This is a genomic window from Campylobacter sp. RM12654 (assembly GCF_020137585.1).
GTDB lineage: Bacteria > Campylobacterota > Campylobacteria > Campylobacterales > Campylobacteraceae > Campylobacter_E.
The window spans coordinates 25,268-44,519 of record NZ_JACGAR010000013.1 but is presented as its reverse complement, the minus strand read 5'-3'; the positions used below and the strand labels follow the sequence as shown (position 1 = coordinate 44,519).

19 protein-coding genes are annotated in these 19,252 nt (G+C 25.5%); 7 read left to right on the top strand and 12 right to left on the bottom strand.

All coding sequences use genetic code 11. The features are described 5' to 3' along the window. Nucleotides 1–6: 6 nt before the first annotated feature. From AVBRAN12654_RS05760 to AVBRAN12654_RS05730, 7 genes are read left to right on the top strand one after another with little or no spacing between them, the layout of a single operon-like run. Nucleotides 7–1,023, top strand: a complete 1,017-nt coding sequence (locus AVBRAN12654_RS05760; RefSeq protein ID WP_214117727.1) for a D-alanine--D-alanine ligase — start codon at nucleotides 7–9, stop codon at nucleotides 1,021–1,023. Then, complete coding sequence (locus tag AVBRAN12654_RS05755) at nucleotides 1,023–1,517, top strand: thermonuclease family protein (protein ID WP_214117726.1); 495 nt, start codon at nucleotides 1,023–1,025, stop codon at nucleotides 1,515–1,517. The genes AVBRAN12654_RS05760 and AVBRAN12654_RS05755 overlap by 1 nt, the downstream gene beginning before the upstream one ends. Beyond that, complete coding sequence (locus tag AVBRAN12654_RS05750) at nucleotides 1,514–1,666, top strand: hypothetical protein (protein WP_214117725.1); 153 nt, start codon at nucleotides 1,514–1,516, stop codon at nucleotides 1,664–1,666. The genes AVBRAN12654_RS05755 and AVBRAN12654_RS05750 overlap by 4 nt, the downstream gene beginning before the upstream one ends. Then, complete coding sequence (locus tag AVBRAN12654_RS05745) at nucleotides 1,639–2,082, top strand: hypothetical protein (RefSeq protein ID WP_214119934.1); 444 nt, start codon at nucleotides 1,639–1,641, stop codon at nucleotides 2,080–2,082. Before AVBRAN12654_RS05750 ends, AVBRAN12654_RS05745 begins: the two co-directional genes overlap by 28 nt. Before the next feature lies 1 nt (nucleotide 2,083). Beyond that, a complete protein-coding gene (locus AVBRAN12654_RS05740) occupies nucleotides 2,084–2,971 on the top strand; it encodes a polyprenyl synthetase family protein (protein ID WP_214150441.1) in 888 nt (295 codons plus the stop codon). Next, entirely contained in the window at nucleotides 2,971–4,197 is a 1,227-nt protein-coding gene (hemA, locus tag AVBRAN12654_RS05735; RefSeq protein ID WP_336614113.1) for a glutamyl-tRNA reductase, read from the top strand. Before AVBRAN12654_RS05740 ends, hemA begins: the two co-directional genes overlap by 1 nt. Beyond that, complete coding sequence (locus tag AVBRAN12654_RS05730; protein ID WP_336614112.1) at nucleotides 4,194–5,888, top strand: proline--tRNA ligase; 1,695 nt, start codon at nucleotides 4,194–4,196, stop codon at nucleotides 5,886–5,888. The genes hemA and AVBRAN12654_RS05730 overlap by 4 nt, the downstream gene beginning before the upstream one ends. 49 nt (nucleotides 5,889–5,937) lie before the next feature. On the opposite strand, the gene AVBRAN12654_RS05725 is transcribed toward AVBRAN12654_RS05730, so the two are convergent. The 12 genes from AVBRAN12654_RS05725 to AVBRAN12654_RS05670 all read right to left on the bottom strand — a co-directional run bounded on the left by AVBRAN12654_RS05725 (nucleotide 5,938) and on the right by AVBRAN12654_RS05670 (nucleotide 19,206). Continuing rightward, nucleotides 5,938–6,567 carry a hypothetical protein gene (locus tag AVBRAN12654_RS05725; RefSeq protein ID WP_336614111.1) on the bottom strand — a complete coding sequence of 210 codons (630 nt, stop codon included), beginning with the start codon at nucleotides 6,565–6,567 and terminating at the stop codon, nucleotides 5,938–5,940. Between the two features lie 45 nt (nucleotides 6,568–6,612). Next, the gene (locus AVBRAN12654_RS05720) at nucleotides 6,613–7,137 is read right to left on the bottom strand and encodes a hypothetical protein (RefSeq protein WP_336614110.1); all 525 of its coding nucleotides are present in this window, start codon (nucleotides 7,135–7,137) and stop codon (nucleotides 6,613–6,615) included. A gap of 286 nt (nucleotides 7,138–7,423) precedes the next feature. Continuing rightward, nucleotides 7,424–9,520, bottom strand: coding sequence for a peptidase domain-containing ABC transporter (locus AVBRAN12654_RS05715; protein WP_214117715.1), 2,097 nt, complete (start codon nucleotides 9,518–9,520; stop codon nucleotides 7,424–7,426). Between the two features lies 1 nt (nucleotide 9,521). Continuing rightward, nucleotides 9,522–10,787: a TolC family protein gene (locus tag AVBRAN12654_RS05710; RefSeq protein WP_239803651.1), complete on the bottom strand. Its 1,266-nt coding sequence runs from the start codon at nucleotides 10,785–10,787 to the stop codon at nucleotides 9,522–9,524. Then, nucleotides 10,784–12,082, bottom strand: a complete 1,299-nt coding sequence (locus tag AVBRAN12654_RS05705; RefSeq protein ID WP_214150390.1) for an HlyD family type I secretion periplasmic adaptor subunit — start codon at nucleotides 12,080–12,082, stop codon at nucleotides 10,784–10,786. The genes AVBRAN12654_RS05710 and AVBRAN12654_RS05705 overlap by 4 nt, the downstream gene beginning before the upstream one ends. A gap of 71 nt (nucleotides 12,083–12,153) precedes the next feature. Then, the gene (locus AVBRAN12654_RS05700) at nucleotides 12,154–14,940 is read right to left on the bottom strand and encodes a VWA domain-containing protein (protein ID WP_336614109.1); all 2,787 of its coding nucleotides are present in this window, start codon (nucleotides 14,938–14,940) and stop codon (nucleotides 12,154–12,156) included. After that, nucleotides 14,937–15,998: a hypothetical protein gene (locus tag AVBRAN12654_RS05695; RefSeq protein WP_214117710.1), complete on the bottom strand. Its 1,062-nt coding sequence runs from the start codon at nucleotides 15,996–15,998 to the stop codon at nucleotides 14,937–14,939. The genes AVBRAN12654_RS05700 and AVBRAN12654_RS05695 overlap by 4 nt, the downstream gene beginning before the upstream one ends. Nucleotides 15,999–16,115: 117 nt before the next feature. After that, nucleotides 16,116–16,265 (bottom strand): hypothetical protein, encoded by a 150-nt coding sequence (locus AVBRAN12654_RS05690; protein WP_214117709.1) that lies wholly within the window; start codon nucleotides 16,263–16,265, stop codon nucleotides 16,116–16,118. A 20-nt stretch (nucleotides 16,266–16,285) separates the two neighbouring features. Beyond that, nucleotides 16,286–17,314 (bottom strand): hypothetical protein, encoded by a 1,029-nt coding sequence (locus tag AVBRAN12654_RS05685; protein ID WP_336609478.1) that lies wholly within the window; start codon nucleotides 17,312–17,314, stop codon nucleotides 16,286–16,288. A gap of 288 nt (nucleotides 17,315–17,602) precedes the next feature. After that, nucleotides 17,603–18,562 (bottom strand): hypothetical protein, encoded by a 960-nt coding sequence (locus tag AVBRAN12654_RS05680; protein ID WP_336614108.1) that lies wholly within the window; start codon nucleotides 18,560–18,562, stop codon nucleotides 17,603–17,605. A 128-nt stretch (nucleotides 18,563–18,690) separates the two neighbouring features. After that, nucleotides 18,691–18,822: a hypothetical protein gene (locus AVBRAN12654_RS05675; RefSeq protein WP_336612604.1), complete on the bottom strand. Its 132-nt coding sequence runs from the start codon at nucleotides 18,820–18,822 to the stop codon at nucleotides 18,691–18,693. A 12-nt stretch (nucleotides 18,823–18,834) separates the two neighbouring features. Continuing rightward, nucleotides 18,835–19,206 (bottom strand): hypothetical protein, encoded by a 372-nt coding sequence (locus tag AVBRAN12654_RS05670; RefSeq protein ID WP_336614107.1) that lies wholly within the window; start codon nucleotides 19,204–19,206, stop codon nucleotides 18,835–18,837. Nucleotides 19,207–19,252 lie beyond the last annotated feature (46 nt).

Here is a 19,252-nt window from a genome sequence, read left to right as displayed (position 1 = left end):
AAATAAATGAAATACGCAATGGTTTTTGGTGGGAATTCTTACGAGCATGAAATAAGCATAGTAAGTGCTGTAACTGTGGCAAAATTATTAGATGATGTAATTTTTATTTATGTTAGTTTTGATAATGAGTTTTATTTAATAGATAAAAACAATATGAATGCAAATTATTTTGCAAAAGGTGGTTTTAAAAATCTTAAGCCTTTAGTATTAAAACAAGGTGGCTTTTATCTTAAAAAGCTTTTAGGCGAAGAAAAAGTAGAATTTGATATAGCTATTAATATAGTTCATGGAAAAGATGGCGAAGATGGGAAATTAGCCTCTATGTTTGATTTTTATAATATAAAATACATAGGCCCTAGAACTGCTGCTTGTGTGCTTAGTTTTGATAAACATTTAACTAAACTTTATGCAAATGAAGTAGGGGTTAAAACAATTGCTTATAAATTATTAGAAAGCAAAAATGATGAGGTTGAATTACCTGTTATTTTAAAACCAGCTAGGCTTGGAAGTAGTATAGGTATAAATATAGTAAAAAATAAAGAAGATTTTGCTTATGCGTATGATAGCTCGTATGAATTTGATGACAAGATTTTAGCAGAGCCTTTTATTGAAAATATTCAAGAAGTAAATCTAGCAGGATTTTTTGATGGCGAAAAAATTGTATTTTCAAAGATTGAAGAGCCTAAGAAAAATGGTCATTTAGATTTTGACCAAAAATATCTAAGCTTTAAACAAGAAAAAATAGAAGAAGTAAAACTTAATGATGAGTTAGTAAATAAATTAAAAGACGCTTTTACTAGACTTTATTTGCCGTTGTTTAAAGGTGCTTTAATTAGATGTGATTTTTTTATTAAAGATAATGAGATTTATCTAAATGAGATTAATCCAAATCCAGGTTCTTATGCTAATTATTTATTTGATGATTTTAAATCTTCTTTAGAAAAATTAGCAAAATCTATTGAAAGTGATTTTAAAATTAAAGAAAATTTCACATTTTTAAATAAAATTGTAAGAGCTAAATAATGAGATTTGTTTTGATATTCTTGCTAAGTATTAATCTATTTGCAGGAGAGTATTTTGTATCAAAAGTAATGGACGGAGATACTATTCAAGTAAGAAAAGGCAAGAAAAAAACAAAAGTTAGATTATATGGTATTGACGCACCTGAAACAAGTCAGAATTTTGGTGCATATTGTACTAGGGTTTTGTCATCTAAAATAATTGGCAAAAAGGTTGATTTGAAAATCAAAGGCAAAGATAAATATAAAAGAACCATAGCAATTGTATATTTAGATGAGGTAGATATAAATCGCTATGTAGTTCAGCAAGGTTGTGCTTGGGCGTATTCTTATTATACAAATATGTATAAAAGCGATGAGTTAAAAGCAAGACAAGAATTAAAAGGCTTATGGATAGATAAAAACGCTCAAAATCCTTATGAATGGAGAAAAAAGCATAAAAATAGAAGAAGTGAAAGTGAAGAGCTTAAAAAATTATTTCAATGGTTGATAGCATGAAAAAATTGATTATTTTAATAGCTATTATTTTTAGCTCGTGTGCTAGTAAAGATGGAATTAGACTTCATTATTATGAAGATTGTAATGAATATTATGACGCAGCTGGGGTTTATCATAAAGAATGTCCAAACAATATTATAGATTTTTAATACTGATTTTTTTTAGTATTAATTTATTTGCGGGTGTGCCTAATTTTGCTTATGAAAAAGAATATATTTTAAAAAAAGATGAATTAGAATGGTTTTTCATAAGTCCTAAGGGTGAAGAAAAATGGCAAAAATATGCCTTTAGATGGACGCATTTTGATAATACGAATTTGATTTTGCTAACTAATTTTAAAGATTATAAAAATTATAGAAAACAATATGTATTATCTCTTAGAAGGGGGCTTGATTTTGTTAAAGAACAAATTTTGCCTAATTACAAAAATCCTAGCATTGATAAAGTTACACTTTTTTTAGAATTTAAGGATTTTAAAGATAATAAAGCTAAAATAAGGGTTTTAGTTATTGATAACGATGGAAGAGTAGATATTGAGTTTAATAAGAATTTAAAAGGGAAGTAGTATGGAAAAGATAGATTTTTATATAAATGAATTTATAAAAGAGTTAAAGCATCCTAGTATTTATGAGTATTTAGCCAAGGTAAATCACGGCAAAAGATTACGCTCAAAACTGATTTTAAAAATAGCTGGAGTTAGTGATGAAGCTTATAAATTATGTGCAGTAATTGAGTGTATTCATCTAGCATCACTTATGCACGATGATGTAATAGATGAAGCACTAACTAGAAGAAATGCTCCAAGTATTAATGCAATTTATGGTGATAAAACTGCTATTATGCTAGGCGATATTTTATATTCAATTGCGTTTTATAATTTATGCTCTTTTAAAAGTGAAATAGCAGCCTGTGTTGGTCGTGCAGTTGCCTTACTTAGTAGTGGCGAATTGCTTGATGTAGAGCTTGGAGAAAGCTTTAATGAAGATGAGAGCAAATATTATGAAATGATTTATAAAAAAACTGCTTCATTAATAGAAGCGAGTGCATATGCAGCAGCACTTTTAGCTAATTATCCTAACGCTAATGATTATAAAGAATTTGGTAAAAATCTAGGAATTGCCTTTCAAATAGTTGATGATATTTTAGATATTACTCAAGATGAAGCTACTTTAGGAAAGCCAAATCTAAATGATTATAAAGAAGGCAAAGTTACTCTTCCATACATTATGCTAGATAAAAAATTGCAAGGCGATGATAAAGCAAGGCTAAGGTCTTATTTTTGTAAGACTTTAAGCAAAGATGAATTATCGTGGATAAAAGAGCAATTTTTAAAATACGATTTAATAAATGCAAGTATAAATGAAGCTAAAAATTACGGAGAACTTGCATTAAAATACGCAAGTAGCGATGAATTAAAAGAAATCGTTAAAAAAATGATTTTTAGGGAGTTTTGATGCATTATTTTAGCGTTAGTTTTACTCATAAAAATACAAGTATTGAAGTAAGAGAAAGACTAGCTTTAAGTGATGAATTTAAGAAAAAAGAAATTTATAAATTAATCTTAGCTAATGATTACATAGAAGAATGCGTGATTTTAAGCACCTGTAATAGAATAGAAATAATGTGTTATATTGAAAACCAAGTGGGTGTTTATGAATACATAATAAAGTGCTTATGTTTAATTTGTAAGATTGATGAGCAACTTATCAAAAATTCTCCTGATATTTACGAAGGCAGTGGGTTTATTCATCATCTTTTTAGTGTTTCAAGTTCACTTGATAGCCTTGTAATAGGGGAGACTCAAATCACAGGTCAATTAAAACAAGCCTTGCAAAGTGCTAATTATTCTCCTAATTTAGAAGTAGCGATTAATTATTCTTTTAAATGTGCTGCAATGGTTAGAAATAAAACTGCTATTTCAAAAAACTCTGTATCAGTAAGTTCTGTTGCAGTAGCAAAAGCAAGAGAGATTTGTGATATTAAAACTAAAAAAATCCTTTTAATAGGAAGTGGTTTGATGATAGAATTAGCTGCAAAACACTTGCTAAATCATACAAAAGGAAATATTGCGATAATTTCAAGAACCAAAGAAAATGCTTTAAAACTAGCAAATGAACTAGATTTAATATGTTTAGATTATGAAGATTTAATCTCTATTTTAAATTCTTATGAGCTTATATTTTGTGCTACTAGTTCAAATGAGCCTATAATTACTAAAGATATTATAAGTCCGGTTGAATTTAAAAGGTATTTTTTTGATATTGCTGTGCCAAGAGATATTGAGCTTGAAAATAGCGAATTGATAGAAGTTTTTAGCGTTGATAGTCTAAATGAAATAGTTAAGAAAAATATGCAATTTAAAGATGAAGAAGCAAAAATTGCTTTTAGTGTAGTTGCAAAAATGGTTAATGAGTTTTATAAGGATTTAAATGTAATTCAAGTAACTCCTATAATAAAAGCTATGAGAATTAGAGCAGATGAAATCATAAATCAAGAATTAGAAATAGCAATTAAGAAAGGTTATTTAAAAAATAGTGATAATGAAGAAGCATTGAAATTCGCAAAACAAGTTATGAAGTCTTATTTGCACGAACCTACAATAAGACTTAAAAATATTGATGATGAAGGTTTAGAAACGCAAAGTTTAAATTATTTATTTAATGTGAAGGAAAACGAATGAGATTTTCAAAATTATACGCACCAACGACAAAAGAAGCACCAAGAGATGCTATCTTAAAAAGTCATATTTTACTTAGTAGAGCAGCTTATATAGAGCAACTTGGCTCAGGACTTTATAGTTATTTACCATTAGGGCTTGAAGTATTAGAAAATATTAAAAATATTGTAATTAAGCATATGAAAAATGCAGGAGCAAACTATTTAAATCTTAGTTTTGTATGCCCGTTAAATTATTGGGATGAGAGTGGAAGAAGTGCTAAATTTGGTAAAGAATTGCTAAGGTTTAAGGATAGAAAAGAAAATGATTTTATCCTAAGTCCGACAGCAGAAGAAGCAATAGTTGCGCTTGTGCGTGGAAAAATTACAAGCTATAAACAATTGCCTATTAATTTATTTCAAATTCAAACTAAATTCCGTGATGAAGCAAGACCTAGATTTGGACTTTTTAGGGCTCGTGAGTTTATTATGAAAGACGCTTATAGTTTTCATGATTCGCTTGAGTCTTTAGAAGCTGAGTTTTTAAATATGCAAGAAGCGTATTGTAAAATTTTTGATGAATTAGGGTTAAATTATGCGATTGTAGAAGCAGATAGCGGAGCAATTGGTGGAAGTGGTTCAAGAGAATTTATGGTGATTAGTCCTAGTGGAGAAGATGATTTGGCTATTTGTGAATGTGGATATTGTGCTAATATAGAAACAGCAAAAAGAGCTAAAAGAAAATTTATTAAAGAAATAGAAGCTGATTTTGCAAAATTTCACACTCCAAATGTAAAAACCATAGAAGATTTAGCTAAATTCTTTAAATGCAAAGAGCATAATTTCATAAAAGCAGTAGCAAAAAAAGCAATATATGTAGATAAAGAAGAAATCATAGTATATTTTATAAGAGGTTGCGATGAGCTAAATGAAACTAAGGCTTTAAATGCAGCTAATGCACTTGATTTAGTAGATGCAAGTGAAGAAGAATTAATAAAAGCTAATTTAGTTCCAGGATTTATTGGGCTTAAGGATTGTCCTGTTAGATTTTTCATAGATAGTGAGTTAGAAAATGAAAGCGATTTAATTTGTGGAGCAAACGAAAAAGACTATCATTATGTAGGATTTAAGGTAACTAGCTTTTTACAAGAGCGTTTTTATGATTTAAGCTTGGTTAAAGAAAATGATGAATGCCATAAGTGTAATAAAGCTTTAAAAATTACAAAAGGCATTGAAGTAGGGCATATATTTAAATTAGGCGATAAGTATTCAAGTGCTATGAATGCAACTTATCTTGATAATAATGGCAAGGCAAAACCTTTTATAATGGGTTGTTATGGTATAGGAATTAGTAGGCTTTTAGCAGTAATTGCTGAATGTAATAATGATGATTATGGGCTTATTTTTGATAAAAATATTTCAGCATTTACATTACAAATCATAATATCAGATATTAAAAATGAAGAGCAAATTAAGTTTGCAAATGATATATATGAGTATTGTTTGGCTAATGGCATTAAGGTTTTATTAGATGATAGAAATGAGCGTTTTGGTGTAAAAATGAGTGATTATGAGTTAATAGGCACACCTTATGCTGTTGTAGTGGGTAAAAAACTTGATGATAATTTGGTAGAATTTAGAGCTCGTAAAACACTTGAAAAACTAGAATTAAACTCAAACGAAGTTAAAGATAAATTATCAAATCTTTTAAAATAATTTTATTCATTTAAAACTATAAATAATATTTATAAATTATTTATAGTTTTTATAATCTAAATCTACCTTTAGAACTTATTGCTTTATATATATTTTCAATATAACCACAACTATCTATGAAAAACTCTTTACTAACTTCTTTAAAATCATTATTTTCATCAAAGTAATAATACTTCACAAACAATCTTTCAGATTCAAAAACAAATGAAGCTTCATCATAAAAATATTTATCATTTTTTATTACTAGCTCATTATTAAATTTATTTATTTTTGAAGTTTTTAATAATTCTTTGCTAAATTCTTTTATTTCTTTTATTTCATCTATATTTTTATAATTTTGAACTTTTTCTAATTTTTCTACATTTGCATGTCGATTAAAATAATCTTTTATAGCGAGTTTTTGTCGTTCTAGGTATTCAATTCTACACTTATAGCCGAATTTATTATAATCTATTTTATAAGTTTTATCAGTATTAAAATCATAATAGCTCAAATTATTCTCACTTAGGTCTGCTTCAATTCTATATAATTTTGATTTAAGTTCATTAAATTCTTTTAATGGGTCGGTGTTATTACTTATAAAATAAGTTAATGCGAAATAACACAAAGCAAGTATTAAACATAATAAACCTATAACAAATATCAGTATTTTTATTAATTTAACTATTCTAAAAAACATTTAAAATCCTAACAATTATTAATTACTTTCATACTAACTCTTTTACTACATACGCTCAATATAACCACAATCATCTATTAAAAACTCATAATTTTCTTCAAGCAAATTATTATTAAAATTAAAGTAATAATATTTTACAAATAATTTTCCATCTTTAAAAATAAAAGAATTTTTATCATAAAAATGCTCAAAACCATCAATTGTTAGCTCGTAATTAAATTCATAGATTTGTGAAGTTTTTAATAAATCTTTGCTAAATTTTTTTATTTCTTTTATTTTATCTATACTTTTATAATTATTGATTTTTTCTAAATGCGTTTGTAGGTATCTCACAAAAAAATTTTGAATAGCGTATTTTTGTTTTTGTAACTCATCAATAATGCAACCATATCCAAGTTCATTGTAATTTACCTTATATGTTCTTTTATCACCAAAATCATAATATGGTTTATATCCTTGCTTTAATAAAATTTCTTCAACTTTTTTTAATTCCTTTGTTACCTTAACAAAATCACTATAATCGTAAGGTTGAAAAAAATTATATATCGCCATAGAAACAATACCAATCATTAAAATTATTAATGCAAAAAGAAGTACAAACAAATAATATAATGATTTTTTTATAAACTCTATCAGCTTAGAATACATTTATCGCTCCAAATATAAAACAACTTTTATGGTTTAGTATAGCAAATAAACAATAAAAATTCATAAAATTTAAAAATATTTATTAAAATTATGTTACTTTTCGTAATAAATAATATTAAAAAATATTTTTTGATTTAATTTCAAATTCATAATTCAAATTCTTTTAAAACTATAAATAATATTTATTAAATTATTTATAGTTTTAGGTTTATAGATTTTGTTGTTTGTATAAATGTGCGTAGTATCCATTAAGTTCCATTAGTTTTGTATGATTTCCACACTCAACCAAATTACCCTTATCAAGGACTAATATCTCATCACAATCTTTAACCGTGCTTAATCTATGTGCTATTATTATAAAGGTTTTGTTTTGTTTGATTAGTGATAGATTTGATGTGATGATTTTCTCGCTTTCATAATCAAGTGCAGAAGTAGCCTCATCAAATATCAAAACCCTTGGATTATGTAGCAAGGCTCTTGCTATTGCTATTCTTTGTCTTTGACCGCCGCTTAATGCAGAGCCTCTTTCTCCTACTAAAGTATCATAACCTGCACTAAGTTCGCTTATGAAATCGTGTGCTCCTGCTATTTTGCATACATTTATTATTTCTTGCATTGATGCACTTGGCTTTGATAGGCTTATGTTTTCTTTGATACTACCGCTAAATAAATAATTTTCTTGTAAAACTACGCCTAAATTACTCCTTAAAACATAAGGATTTAAATGTCTTAAATCTATTCCATCTATATAAATAGAGCCTTCGTTTGGGATATAAAGTCTTTCTATGAGTTTTGTTATGGTGCTTTTACCACTGCCACTGCGTCCTACTATTCCTATGCTTTTATTTGCTTGTAGGTTAAAGCTTAGATTGTTTAAGACATAGTTAGAATTTGGGCTATATTTAAAGCTTACATTATCAAATTTTATATTACCTGATACTTGATTTAGCGATATAGGTTTATTTGTAGTTTGCTCTTGCGGTGTATTTAAAATATCTCCTAATCTATCTACGCTTAAAATAGCTTGTTGTAATTCATTCCACAAGCTTACAAGTCGCATAATAGGGGCGCTAAATTGATTAGCAAACATCTGAAAGGCTATTAATTGTCCTACGCTTAAACTCCCATCAATTACTAATCCTACTCCAAAATACAAAATCGCTAATGTCATAAGCTTTTGTAAAGAATTAGCAAAAGTACTTGCGATATTGCTTAGATTACTTAAATTAAAAGATGATTTTAAATATTTTGCTAAATAATCTTCCCAGTATTTTTTCATACTACCTTCAATGGCTAGGGATTTTATGGTTTGCATTCCTGTTATGCTTTCTACTAGATATGAATTAGATGCTGCTCCCATTTGGAATTTATCTTCAAGCCTTGCTCTTAAAATAGGCGTTATAAAAAAATAAATCAAAGCAATACAAATCACAAAAGCTAATGAAACAAATGTTAGTTTCACGCTATATAAAAGCATCATCAAAATAAAAACTATACTAAATAACAAATCTAAAATCACGCTTACTGATTTGTTGGCTATAAAATCTCTTATATTATCAAGCTCTCTTATTCTAGCTGCTATGTTGCCTACTTTTCTATTCTCAAAATACACCATAGGTAACAATAATAAATGTGTAAATAACTCACTGCCTAATTTTGCGTCAATTTTTGTAGTAGTATGAGTAAAGATATAATTTCTACTAAGGCTTAATAAACTTTCAAAAACAATAACGCTAAAAAATGCAAAAGCAATTACATTAAGTGTGCTTATACTATGGTGCAACAAGACTTTATCAAGGACTACTTGGGTAAATAAAGGTGTAACTAAGCCAAATAATTGCATAACAAAACTTGCTAATAAAATTTGTAATACAATACCCTTATAACTTAGCATTCTTTTATAAAACCAAGAGAAGCCAAACTTTACACTATCGTTTAATAATTTGTGTGCTAGGATTAAGATTTTATCACTTGATAAATTATGTAATTCTTCATAGCTAATTTGCCTTGCTTCTTTTCCACCATCAAAAATAAGAGCTTGTTGATTATTAAAATCAAGTTTTAAAACTACAAAATATGTTAAATCTTTTTTCAAAAATATAAAAGGTGCTTTATATAAATGAAGGTTTTTTAAATTAAGCTTTTTGATTTTTACCTTAAAATCATTATCTTTAGCGATTTTTGCTAGTTCGTAAATACTTGGCTCGCTATCTTTTAAAGCGTATTTGTTACAAATCGCATTAATATCTATTGATATATTTGCAAATTGTGCACAAAGTGATAAGCAACCTAAGGCTGTATGCATATTAATATCCTTTTTTACAATTATTAAATTGATTATTTATTAAATTAATTTTAATAGCGTTTGCATTTGCATTTATTATATATTCATTTAAATCTTGGAGTTTTTTATAATTTTCTATACTTGCATTTATGACTTCAAATTTTGATTTTTCACCAGTTTTGTGTAGTTTTTGTATATAAAGCTCATTTGTATTTGCTTCTTTGCTTATTATCTTTAAGGTTTTTATTATTTCATCTTTGTTTTGTATAAAAAATATAAGCTCGTTTATTTGTTTTTCATATTCTAGCTTTGCTTGTATTAGCTCTTGATTTAATTTGTTTATTTCTAATTGTTTTAACTCTTTAGATGAACTTGTTTTAAATCCATCAAATATAATATAGTTAATCCCAATTCCTACTAAGTACCCGTGTTTTTTAGAACTATCGGCAAGGTCTTGATAATTATTTTTGGTTTTATCATAAAAATCATATCTTGAATAAAGGCTTATTGTAGGGCGTTGATTTAGGGATTTTAGTTCATACATTGAGCTTTTTATTTTAGAATTTAATTCTAAAAATTTATTTGTTTTTTCAAATTCTAAAAAGTCTAAAGCAATTTCATCAATTTTACTAAAATCATCTATTTTATCAATATTAAGATTTGATAAATACGATATATATGATAAATAATTTCTTAATTCAAATTCTAGTTTTAAAATCTGCGTTTTTGCATCACTAAAGTCCAAAAAATAAGAATTTACATTGATTAAATCTAATTCTCCAACTTTATTTAATCTCTTTGATAATTTATATAAACTTTCATAAGCAAGGCTTAAATTTTTATATGTTTTTAATTTATTTTCACTTAATAGTGCGAGTTTGTAGTATTCTAATAAATCTAGTGATAATTGCAATTCCTTATAACACTTATTGTAATTACTTGTAGCGATATTTTCTTTGGCTGATTTGATTTTATAATAATCATTTCCAAATTTGAATAAATCATATTTTAATATAAGTGATATTGTGCTTTGATGATTGTTATAATCGCTAAAAAGCTCTCTTTTATAATCATTACTTTTTGTATTTGAATACTTAAAATCTGCATTAAATGATAATTCTGGATACAAATATGATTTATAAAAATCATAATTATAATTAGCACTTTTAATATCTATTTTTGCTATATTTATGATAGGAGAATTTTTAAGTGCATAGTCTAGTATGGTGTAAAAATCTTTAGCTATTGATGTGCTAAGCATTATAAGAAAAACAAAAATAATTCTCATCTAATACTAAGCCCTTCATCAAGATATCTAATAATAGGATATATGAAAAACTCTATTACTCTTCTTTTGCCAACCTTTACTTCAGCTATTACTTGCATTCCTGGTTCTATTTCTTTTACTTCCCCATCTACTATCAAATGATTTTTTAAAGGTTTTACCTTAATTTCAAAAATATCTCCTAATTTTTCATCTTTTATAGCATCGTTTCCAATATGTTCTAAAATTCCATCTAGTTTGCCGTATTTTTGAAAATTAAATGTGGTTATTTTGATAGCTACATTTTGCCCTTTTTTAAGATATCCTATATCTTGATTTAATACATTTGCCTTTATTATAAGTGGCTTATCAATTGGGATTATTGATATTAATTGCTCATTGCTTGATACAGAACTTCCTTCAGTATTTACAAATAATTTTCCTACATATCCATCAACTGGTGATGAAATAACTTGCCTTAGGCTTTGAAATTCTATCGCGTTTATATCTGCCTTTAATAATGCTATTTCATTTTTAGTTTTTAAGAGTTCATCATAATTTTTAGCAATAAAATTTGCTTTAAAACTCTCAAGTTCTTTTGTGAGTTCGTTTAATTTATTTTCTAATTCTAAAGATTTGTTTTTATTTACAAGTATTTGTAATTGTAAATCTTGCTTTGTTTTTAATAAATTTTCATAATCTTTATAAGCGATTATATCTTTTACCTTGCTAAGTCTATTTAATTTTGAGCTTGTGTATTTATGCTCTATTTCTAATCTTTTTAATTCTTCTTTATTGGCTTGTAATGAATTAATAGTTTGTTTGATTTTAAATTCATAAGTGTTTATGCTATTTTTAAAGCTATTTAATTGGTTTTGATATAGGCTTAATTCTGCATTACTAACATCTTTTAATTCGCTCTCGTTACTTAGTGCATTTAATCTTTTTAAACTATCTTCTAAAGCTTTTAAATTCTCTTTTTTACTTTCTAAATTGACTTTAGATACACTTGGGTCAACTAGTATTAAAGGCTCATTTGCTTTTATTTTATCACCTTCTTTTACAAGAATTTTGTAAATTACTCCGTTTTCTAAAGGTTTGATTATTTTAATTTCTCCATCAGGCACTACTTTACCACTAGCACTTACCACTATATCAACCTTAGCTAGTATTAGCCAAGCAATACTAAAAACTATTACAAATAAAACTATATATAAAATACTTTTACCTAATGGATTTTGCGGTCTATCTTCTAACTCTACTAAAAGTGGTTTAAATTCGTGTGTATCATCATCAAATTTTTTAAAAATTTTAAACATATTTTACCTAATTAATATATTTTTTAAATACTTAAATAATAATTACCCTAAATTAATTTAGGGTAATTTGCTTAATTCCAAGCACTCATATAGATTTGATTTAATCTATCATCGTTTATATGATTAATATTATGAATATCTATGCCGTTATTTTTAGCAAATGCACTAGTTTGCTCTATTAGTTTATCTATTGTTTTTGTATTGATGAATTTATTATCATCAAGTTCTATTGTGTTTATTTGATTGTGATAGCCAAATTTCCAAGCAAAGTGATGTGCTACTCTTATGCTATTTGTATCATCATCTTTAAACTTTATTAGCAGGTCTTTACCATCTTTTATCAAAAATATTTCATCAGCTTTTAAATTTTGTAATTTTAAAGCATCTTGCCCACCATCGTCATAGATTAAATCATTTCCATCACCTTTTCTATAAACATATATATCATTACCAAATCCACCATATAACTTATCATCTCCTTTACCACCGATTAAAGTATCATTGCCTAATTTGGTTGATATAATATCGTTTTTATTACTACCTATTATTACATCATCTTTATAAGATGTGCTTATATTACTTGCATTATCTTGATAGGCTACTGCAAATGTTGATGTAGCAAAATTAGAAAAGCTAAAATCTTTTTCTTTTAAGAATATTATTGCTTCTTTGTTTGCTTGCATACTTACGCTTCTTTTGATAGCTAGTTCATCTAATGTAACATCACTAAAGCTTATGCTACTAATTTTACTTTCATTATTGGTATTATAAAAATCTTTTATTGTTACGCTATTATCTTTATTAAGTGTAATTTTTAAATCATTTAAATCTTTTTTAAATCTTACATCTTTATAGCTTACATCTTTAAAAATAATTGTATTTTTATCAATATTATTTAAATTACTTTCTATTATGGTATCGTTACCAAAATTAAGCCCAGTAAATGTATAAGTATCGCTTCCAGCCTTACCTACTAGCGTATCATCTCCACCAAATCCATTAAGGCTATTATCCTTATCATTGCCTTCTATTGTATCATTGCTTGAGGTTCCTATATTGCTTAATTCAAATAAAGCATCGCTAAGCTCTTCACTTGAATTTGAATTAAAATACATTCCATTAGTATTTTTAGCTAAATCTTTAAAATGCTCAAACTCATCACGAATAGCTATAAAATTAATTTTTACTGAAGTATCTTCGTATTTATTGGTATTATTTGAATTTCTTAGACCTGCTACATAAAAAATTTTAGCTCTACCTTCTACTTCATCTCTTCTATGATTATCATCTCCAGGCTCATCTGTCATTACATACACTTCTTTACTCAGGTGATTATTTGGTGTAAAACGACTCATTCCTTCTAAGATAGCTGCCATAGTGTATTCTGTGCCACCATATTGCAAATTAACACTATTTATTCCACCTAAAAAACCTTGATAATCAGTGTAAGTTCCAATTGTTTTTATATCATTATCATTATAAGTAACTATTGATATTTTAGAATAAAAATTTTCTTTAAAGATATTACTAGCTATAATCTTTGCATTTGCTTTGCAAGTTGCTATATCATCTCCCATAGAACCTGTTGTATCTATTACTATAGCTACTTCTTTGCCTGGATTATCCTTTAAATTAATATTTAAAAATCCATCTTCGCTTTTTTTGAAATTGCGTATGGTTATACTACTATCGCCTTTAGTTACTATTAAATCATTATTGTCTTTAAGCTCATATGTAATACTTGTATCTTTAGCATCTATATATACTTTCCTATCTTCATCATAAGAGCCACCTTCTAATGTAGAGCCATTAAATACTACTTGACCTTTTCCATCCTTATCGTCTATTGTAACCTTACCATTACGAACATAATAAATATCATTACCGCTTATATCGCTAATCTTATGCTCTCCACCATCAATGATAATCAAATCATTTTTATTTAAATTTGTATTTTCACCTAATTTATTATGGGTATTATCAAGCAATACAATATCCCCACTAATTTGATTTTCATTAGTAAAATGTTTAAGGGTTGTAGAGATTTGGCTTTTAAAACTATTTGTACCTTGATAAGCTTCTCCTATTTTCTTACCATCATTTTCACTAGGTTCTTCTATGCTGGTTTCTTCTCCGATTATTTTATCTTTATAGTCAGCATACATTCTAACTACTTTCATATGATATTCTTCATCTACATTGCCATCAGGATAAAGCCCAAAAAAATCTGAAGTTCTTATTCTTCTTTGTGCAATTCCATAACCACTAGTTTTTCGTGATTTCCCGCCATTAGAATTATATCTTATCTCAAACCAAGCTCTAGCTCTATCACCTTCTTCAATAGCTTTAGATAAACCAGGTCCTATTAATTTTTTACCCCCATTGTACGCTAAATCAATAAGAGTTATTAATTCTTTGCTATCTTTTAGATATTTATACATTTCTTCACTAATTCCTTGATTAGGATTATTACTTGTTTTAATAATCATTTTTTTATAATCTGGCAATATAGTATAAAAAAGTTCTTTTGCTTCTTTTTCGTTAGTTAGTTTTATGCTATTTTTATTGTTATAATACTTTTCAATAATACGTTTGCCTTCATCTTTAGACTTTATTTTAGATAAAGCAGATATTAAATTATTAAAATCATTAGCTTGTTCATTGCTAACATTAAGTTTGATTGTTTTAAAATGTTCTCTCCAAGTATTTTTATGAGAAATTAATTCATAACCAACACCAATTGTAGGTCTAAGTTTACTATCAAGATAAACTTTTACATCAAAACCTTCATTATTCTTAATATTATTATATAATTCACTACTAAAGTTTTTTACCCTATGTAAACCACTTAAACTCATTTTTTCTCCTTTTTTAGATTTGTTTCACAACCAAAAATTTTAAATTTATTACATCTATTAAGAGTTTTTTCTGAATATGGTTGATAAATTACATTAGATACCATATCTAAAATATCAATAAAAGTTATATTATAATAACTGTCATATCTAATATGATTTAAATTATTAAATTTATGATAATTTAAAATATAATCACTACCCTTATACTCTATAATAAAAGTTTCTTTTGCTTCTTCGTAATATTTATTTGACATTTTCATTTTATTAGAATTTTTTAAAAGTTCTAATAGATTTTTATTCTTCATAGGATGATTGCAAAAATCTTTTTCTATAAATAATATATTTCCAATTTCACCTGATAAAGCTAAGTAATTTTTATCATCTAAAACTACATCACTTATAGTTATACTTTTATGTTTTTCTATGTATTTTTTACCTTTAATTTTACTTATAATATAAAGCTCATTATTTTTATCAACTTCTATAAAACGATAACTGACATTATCATTGCTATCATCTGAACTATAATCTTTTATATACTTATAAACTTTTCTATCAAGCCCTAAATCCCAGCAGTATTTAAGAGTATCTTTTACTTCTTGGCTTGCGTAAGGCTTAGCATCTACAATTTTTGGCTTTATTTTTATATCCTTATATCTAAAAAAATCTTGCCAAAAATTATTGAGTTTTAGTAATTTTCTACATTTTTCTGGCTCATCAATAAATCGTCCATGCTCATATCGCATATAGTTATCTTTATTGCATTCTATTGAGTTTTCTTGAATTATTTTTATATGTTCTATTAGTTCTTTAGGATAGGTTTTTGAGTTTTCAAGACTAGTGCTAAGCTCTTTTATTCTAGCTTTATAAGAACTTATAATACAATTATTATCATCTTTGCAATTACTAATGATTTTTATAAACTCATTTTGGTCTTGTTTTATCTCTTTTGTAATATATGCAAAGCTTTTATAAATACTATCTAGCTCTATTTTTAACTTATTTATTTGATATGAATAAATATTTGTAATTAGTAAAATAGCTAATATTTTAAACATAACTCTCCTTTATTTTTCATATCATAGCATTTACTTAAATAAAAATATCAAAAAACTTTATTAAAATTAATTATTGTGTTACTTTTTGTAATATTTTTAAATCCTTATTTCAAATTCTCATAATTTTTTAAAGAATTTAAAATAAGAATTATAAGTTTTATAATTTGTAATCTCATCTTTACTAGGAGCTCTTTTTTGTCCCCACAAATACAATGATAATATTTCACTTGTAAAATCATCATTTAAATCTAATCTAAAATTTGCCATGTTTTCTCCTTTTTATAATTTTAAATACCATTGTAGATCTCAATTGCTTCTTTTTCTGGATTAAAATTTGAATAACCACAATTATCAAATTTGCGTATATAACTACGTTTTTCCTTTATATCAGCTTCGTATGATAAAAGCTGATGATTAAAAACTCTAAGTCTATATTTATACTCTTTTTCTTTATCTTCACGCTCATCAAATTCATCAATAAGATAAAAGCTATAGGTTCTATATATATTATCTTTAAATTCAAAGGCTATATCCGTATAAACTGAAATTGAAACAGAAGCACCCCATCCAAGTAAAATAATAGGTTTAGTAAATCCAACTATATTATTTTTAACTACTAGATATTTAGTGTAATCAACCGGTTCTAATTCATCGTAATTAACATATCTTTTAGAATAAATATTTTTTCTTAAGTAATCTTTGTAATTATCTAGATTTATATCTTTATGTATCTCATATTCATGATTTGTAATGCTATTATAAATCATTTTATAAAGAATATCTTTACGTACTAATAACTTTGTAAAATCATCAACCACTACTCTTTTATAAAGCTCATCTTTAGGTAATATCCTATCTTCTTTTAAGCAATAGCCTTGCTGATATTTTTTATAATCACTTAGAGTTACTATTTTTTCGTGAGTTTTACTTGAGTAATCAGGTATGGTTCTAAAAAAATAATTATATAAAGTAAATATTATTATCATAGGTATTATGCTATATTTAAAAGCTATTTTATTATTAAATCTTTTTCTTAATTTAAAGAAAAGTATTATAAAAAATATAATTATAAAAACTTTAAGATATATTAGTGGATAAAGTATAAACCCCTCATAAAATAAAATTATTATTTGACTTAAATTTTCATAAATAAAATAATTAGCTGCAAAAAAGCAAACAATAATTGAATAAATTACATTTACATCTGAGCCAATGCTAAAAATAACACCAGCAAAAATTGAGTAAAAAGCAATCACTATTTCAATTATTATAAAAATCTTAAAAAGTATTTTTAAGATTTCTAATGTTTTTTTCATAATATAACCTTAATTGTTTTTTATATCATAGCATTTACTTAAATAAAAATATCAAAAAACTTTATTAATTTTTATTAATTGTTACTTTTTGTAATATTTTTAAATCCTTATTTCAAATTCTCATAATTTTTTAAAGAATTTAAAATAAGAATTATAAGTTTTATAATTTGTAATTTTATTTTTATTAAGAGTTTTTGTCCCCATGGGTATAATGATAATATTTTATAAAATCACCATTTAAATCTAATCTAAAATTTGCCATTCTTTCTCCTTATTATATAAATGAAATTAAAAATTACCGCAATTGTCAAACACTATTCCGTAAGTAAAATCATCTTTATAGTTTTTAAACTTTTTTATCAATTTATCTAAATTTTTTTCTTGTTCTTGTAGTGTATATAAATGTATTTTTTTATAAAATATTGTGTTTTCTTTAAAATAAAAACTATCATCTAAATATACATAATATTGTTTTATTGAATTATTTGCCAAAATAACAGGTTTAATAAACCCTGCTTTGTTGTTTTTAGTATCTATCGCTAGATACTTAGAATAATCAACTTCTTGAAGTTCATCTAAAGAAAAATATTCTTTTTCTAAGGCTCGTTGTTTTAAAAACTCTTTATAATTATCTAAATTAAAATCTTTATGAATGTAATAATTTATTTTATCTTCATTATCTTCATTAAGAGAAAAAGATAAGTGTTTATATGTTTCATCCCATCTTTTTGTTTTTAAAAAATTTATCACTACTCTTTTATAAAGCTCATCTTTAGGTAATATCCTATCTTCTTCTAAACAATAGCCTTGCTGATATTTTTTATAATCACTTAGAGTTACTATTCTTTCATGAGTTTTACTTGAGTAATCAGGTATGGTTCTAAAAAAATAATTATATAAAGCAAATATTATTATCATAGGAATTATGCTATATTTAAAAGCAAGTTTTTTATTAAATTTCTTTCTTAATTTAAAGAAAAGTATTATAAAAAATATAATTATAAAAACTTTAAGATATATTAGTGGATAAAGTATAAGTCCTTTGTAAAATAAAATTATTATTTGACCTGTAAAACCAAAAAACAAACTATTAATTGCTAAAAAGCAAACAATAATTGAATAAATTACATTTACATCTGAGCCAATGCTAAAAATAACACCTGCAAAAACTGAGTAAAAAGCAATCACTATTTCAATTATTATAAAAATCTTAAAAAGTATTTTTAAGAATTCTAATGTGTTTTTCATACCATACCTTAAATATTTTTAATATCATAGCATTTACTTAAATAAAAATATCAAAAAACTTTATTAATTTTTATTAATTGTTACTTTTTGTAATATTTTTAAATCCTTATTTCAAATTCTCATAATTTTTACAAGAATTTAAAATAGTAATTAGAAGTTTTATAATTTGTAATTTTATTTTTATTAAGAGTTTTTGTCCCCATGGGTATAATGATAATATTTGTAAAATCATCATTTAAATCTAATCTAAAATTTGCCATTCTTTCTCCTTATTAAACTTTTCTTCTATAAGCTGTGATTGCGATTTTTGTAAAATCACCCCTTATATTATCATCTATTAGATTTGTAATGACTGCTTTATATGTTTTATTTTCAGGTATAAAATAAATTCTAGAATGTCTTTGTACCATTTCAACCTTTTCACCTTTAATACTCATAGTTGAACTACCTATTACGTATGTATCATCATTTGGCTTAGCGACTTTATCAAATACTAATATCTCATTACCATCTTTAGTAAGCTCATATATTTTAATATCAAGTGCAAGTGGATAATAAGGGTCTCGTATATTATCTTCTATTTTTTTATCATATAAATGAACTGAATAAAAATCCTTACCTATTTTACCATAGCAAAAATACATAGGATAAAAAGCATAAAACCCTAAATGCTCTCCTATATCTTTTCTT

Coding starts and splice junctions, on each gene's coding strand:
- AVBRAN12654_RS05715 (WP_214117715.1), bottom strand. CDS start 9,520: ATGCATACAGCCTTAGGTTGCTTATCACTTTGTGCACAATTTGCAAAT.
- AVBRAN12654_RS05725 (WP_336614111.1), bottom strand. CDS start 6,567: ATGTTTTTTAGAATAGTTAAATTAATAAAAATACTGATATTTGTTATA.
- AVBRAN12654_RS05690 (WP_214117709.1), bottom strand. CDS start 16,265: ATGGCAAATTTTAGATTAGATTTAAATGATGATTTTACAAGTGAAATA.
- AVBRAN12654_RS05740 (WP_214150441.1), top strand. CDS start 2,084: ATGGAAAAGATAGATTTTTATATAAATGAATTTATAAAAGAGTTAAAG.
- AVBRAN12654_RS05745 (WP_214119934.1), top strand. CDS start 1,639: ATGTCCAAACAATATTATAGATTTTTAATACTGATTTTTTTTAGTATT.
- AVBRAN12654_RS05670 (WP_336614107.1), bottom strand. CDS start 19,206: ATGTATTTTTGCTATGGTAAAATAGGTAAGGATTTTTATTCAGTTCAT.
- AVBRAN12654_RS05720 (WP_336614110.1), bottom strand. CDS start 7,137: ATGATTGGTATTGTTTCTATGGCGATATATAATTTTTTTCAACCTTAC.
- AVBRAN12654_RS05750 (WP_214117725.1), top strand. CDS start 1,514: ATGAAAAAATTGATTATTTTAATAGCTATTATTTTTAGCTCGTGTGCT.
- AVBRAN12654_RS05675 (WP_336612604.1), bottom strand. CDS start 18,822: ATGGCAAATTTTAGATTAGATTTAAATGATGATTTTACAAATATTATC.
- AVBRAN12654_RS05710 (WP_239803651.1), bottom strand. CDS start 10,787: ATGAGAATTATTTTTGTTTTTCTTATAATGCTTAGCACATCAATAGCT.
- AVBRAN12654_RS05755 (WP_214117726.1), top strand. CDS start 1,023: ATGAGATTTGTTTTGATATTCTTGCTAAGTATTAATCTATTTGCAGGA.
- AVBRAN12654_RS05695 (WP_214117710.1), bottom strand. CDS start 15,998: ATGTTTAAAATATTAGCTATTTTACTAATTACAAATATTTATTCATAT.
- AVBRAN12654_RS05685 (WP_336609478.1), bottom strand. CDS start 17,314: ATGAAAAAAACATTAGAAATCTTAAAAATACTTTTTAAGATTTTTATA.
- AVBRAN12654_RS05730 (WP_336614112.1), top strand. CDS start 4,194: ATGAGATTTTCAAAATTATACGCACCAACGACAAAAGAAGCACCAAGA.
- AVBRAN12654_RS05760 (WP_214117727.1), top strand. CDS start 7: ATGAAATACGCAATGGTTTTTGGTGGGAATTCTTACGAGCATGAAATA.
- AVBRAN12654_RS05705 (WP_214150390.1), bottom strand. CDS start 12,082: ATGTTTAAAATTTTTAAAAAATTTGATGATGATACACACGAATTTAAA.
- hemA (WP_336614113.1), top strand. CDS start 2,971: ATGCATTATTTTAGCGTTAGTTTTACTCATAAAAATACAAGTATTGAA.
- AVBRAN12654_RS05700 (WP_336614109.1), bottom strand. CDS start 14,940: ATGAGTTTAAGTGGTTTACATAGGGTAAAAAACTTTAGTAGTGAATTA.
- AVBRAN12654_RS05680 (WP_336614108.1), bottom strand. CDS start 18,562: ATGAAAAACACATTAGAATTCTTAAAAATACTTTTTAAGATTTTTATA.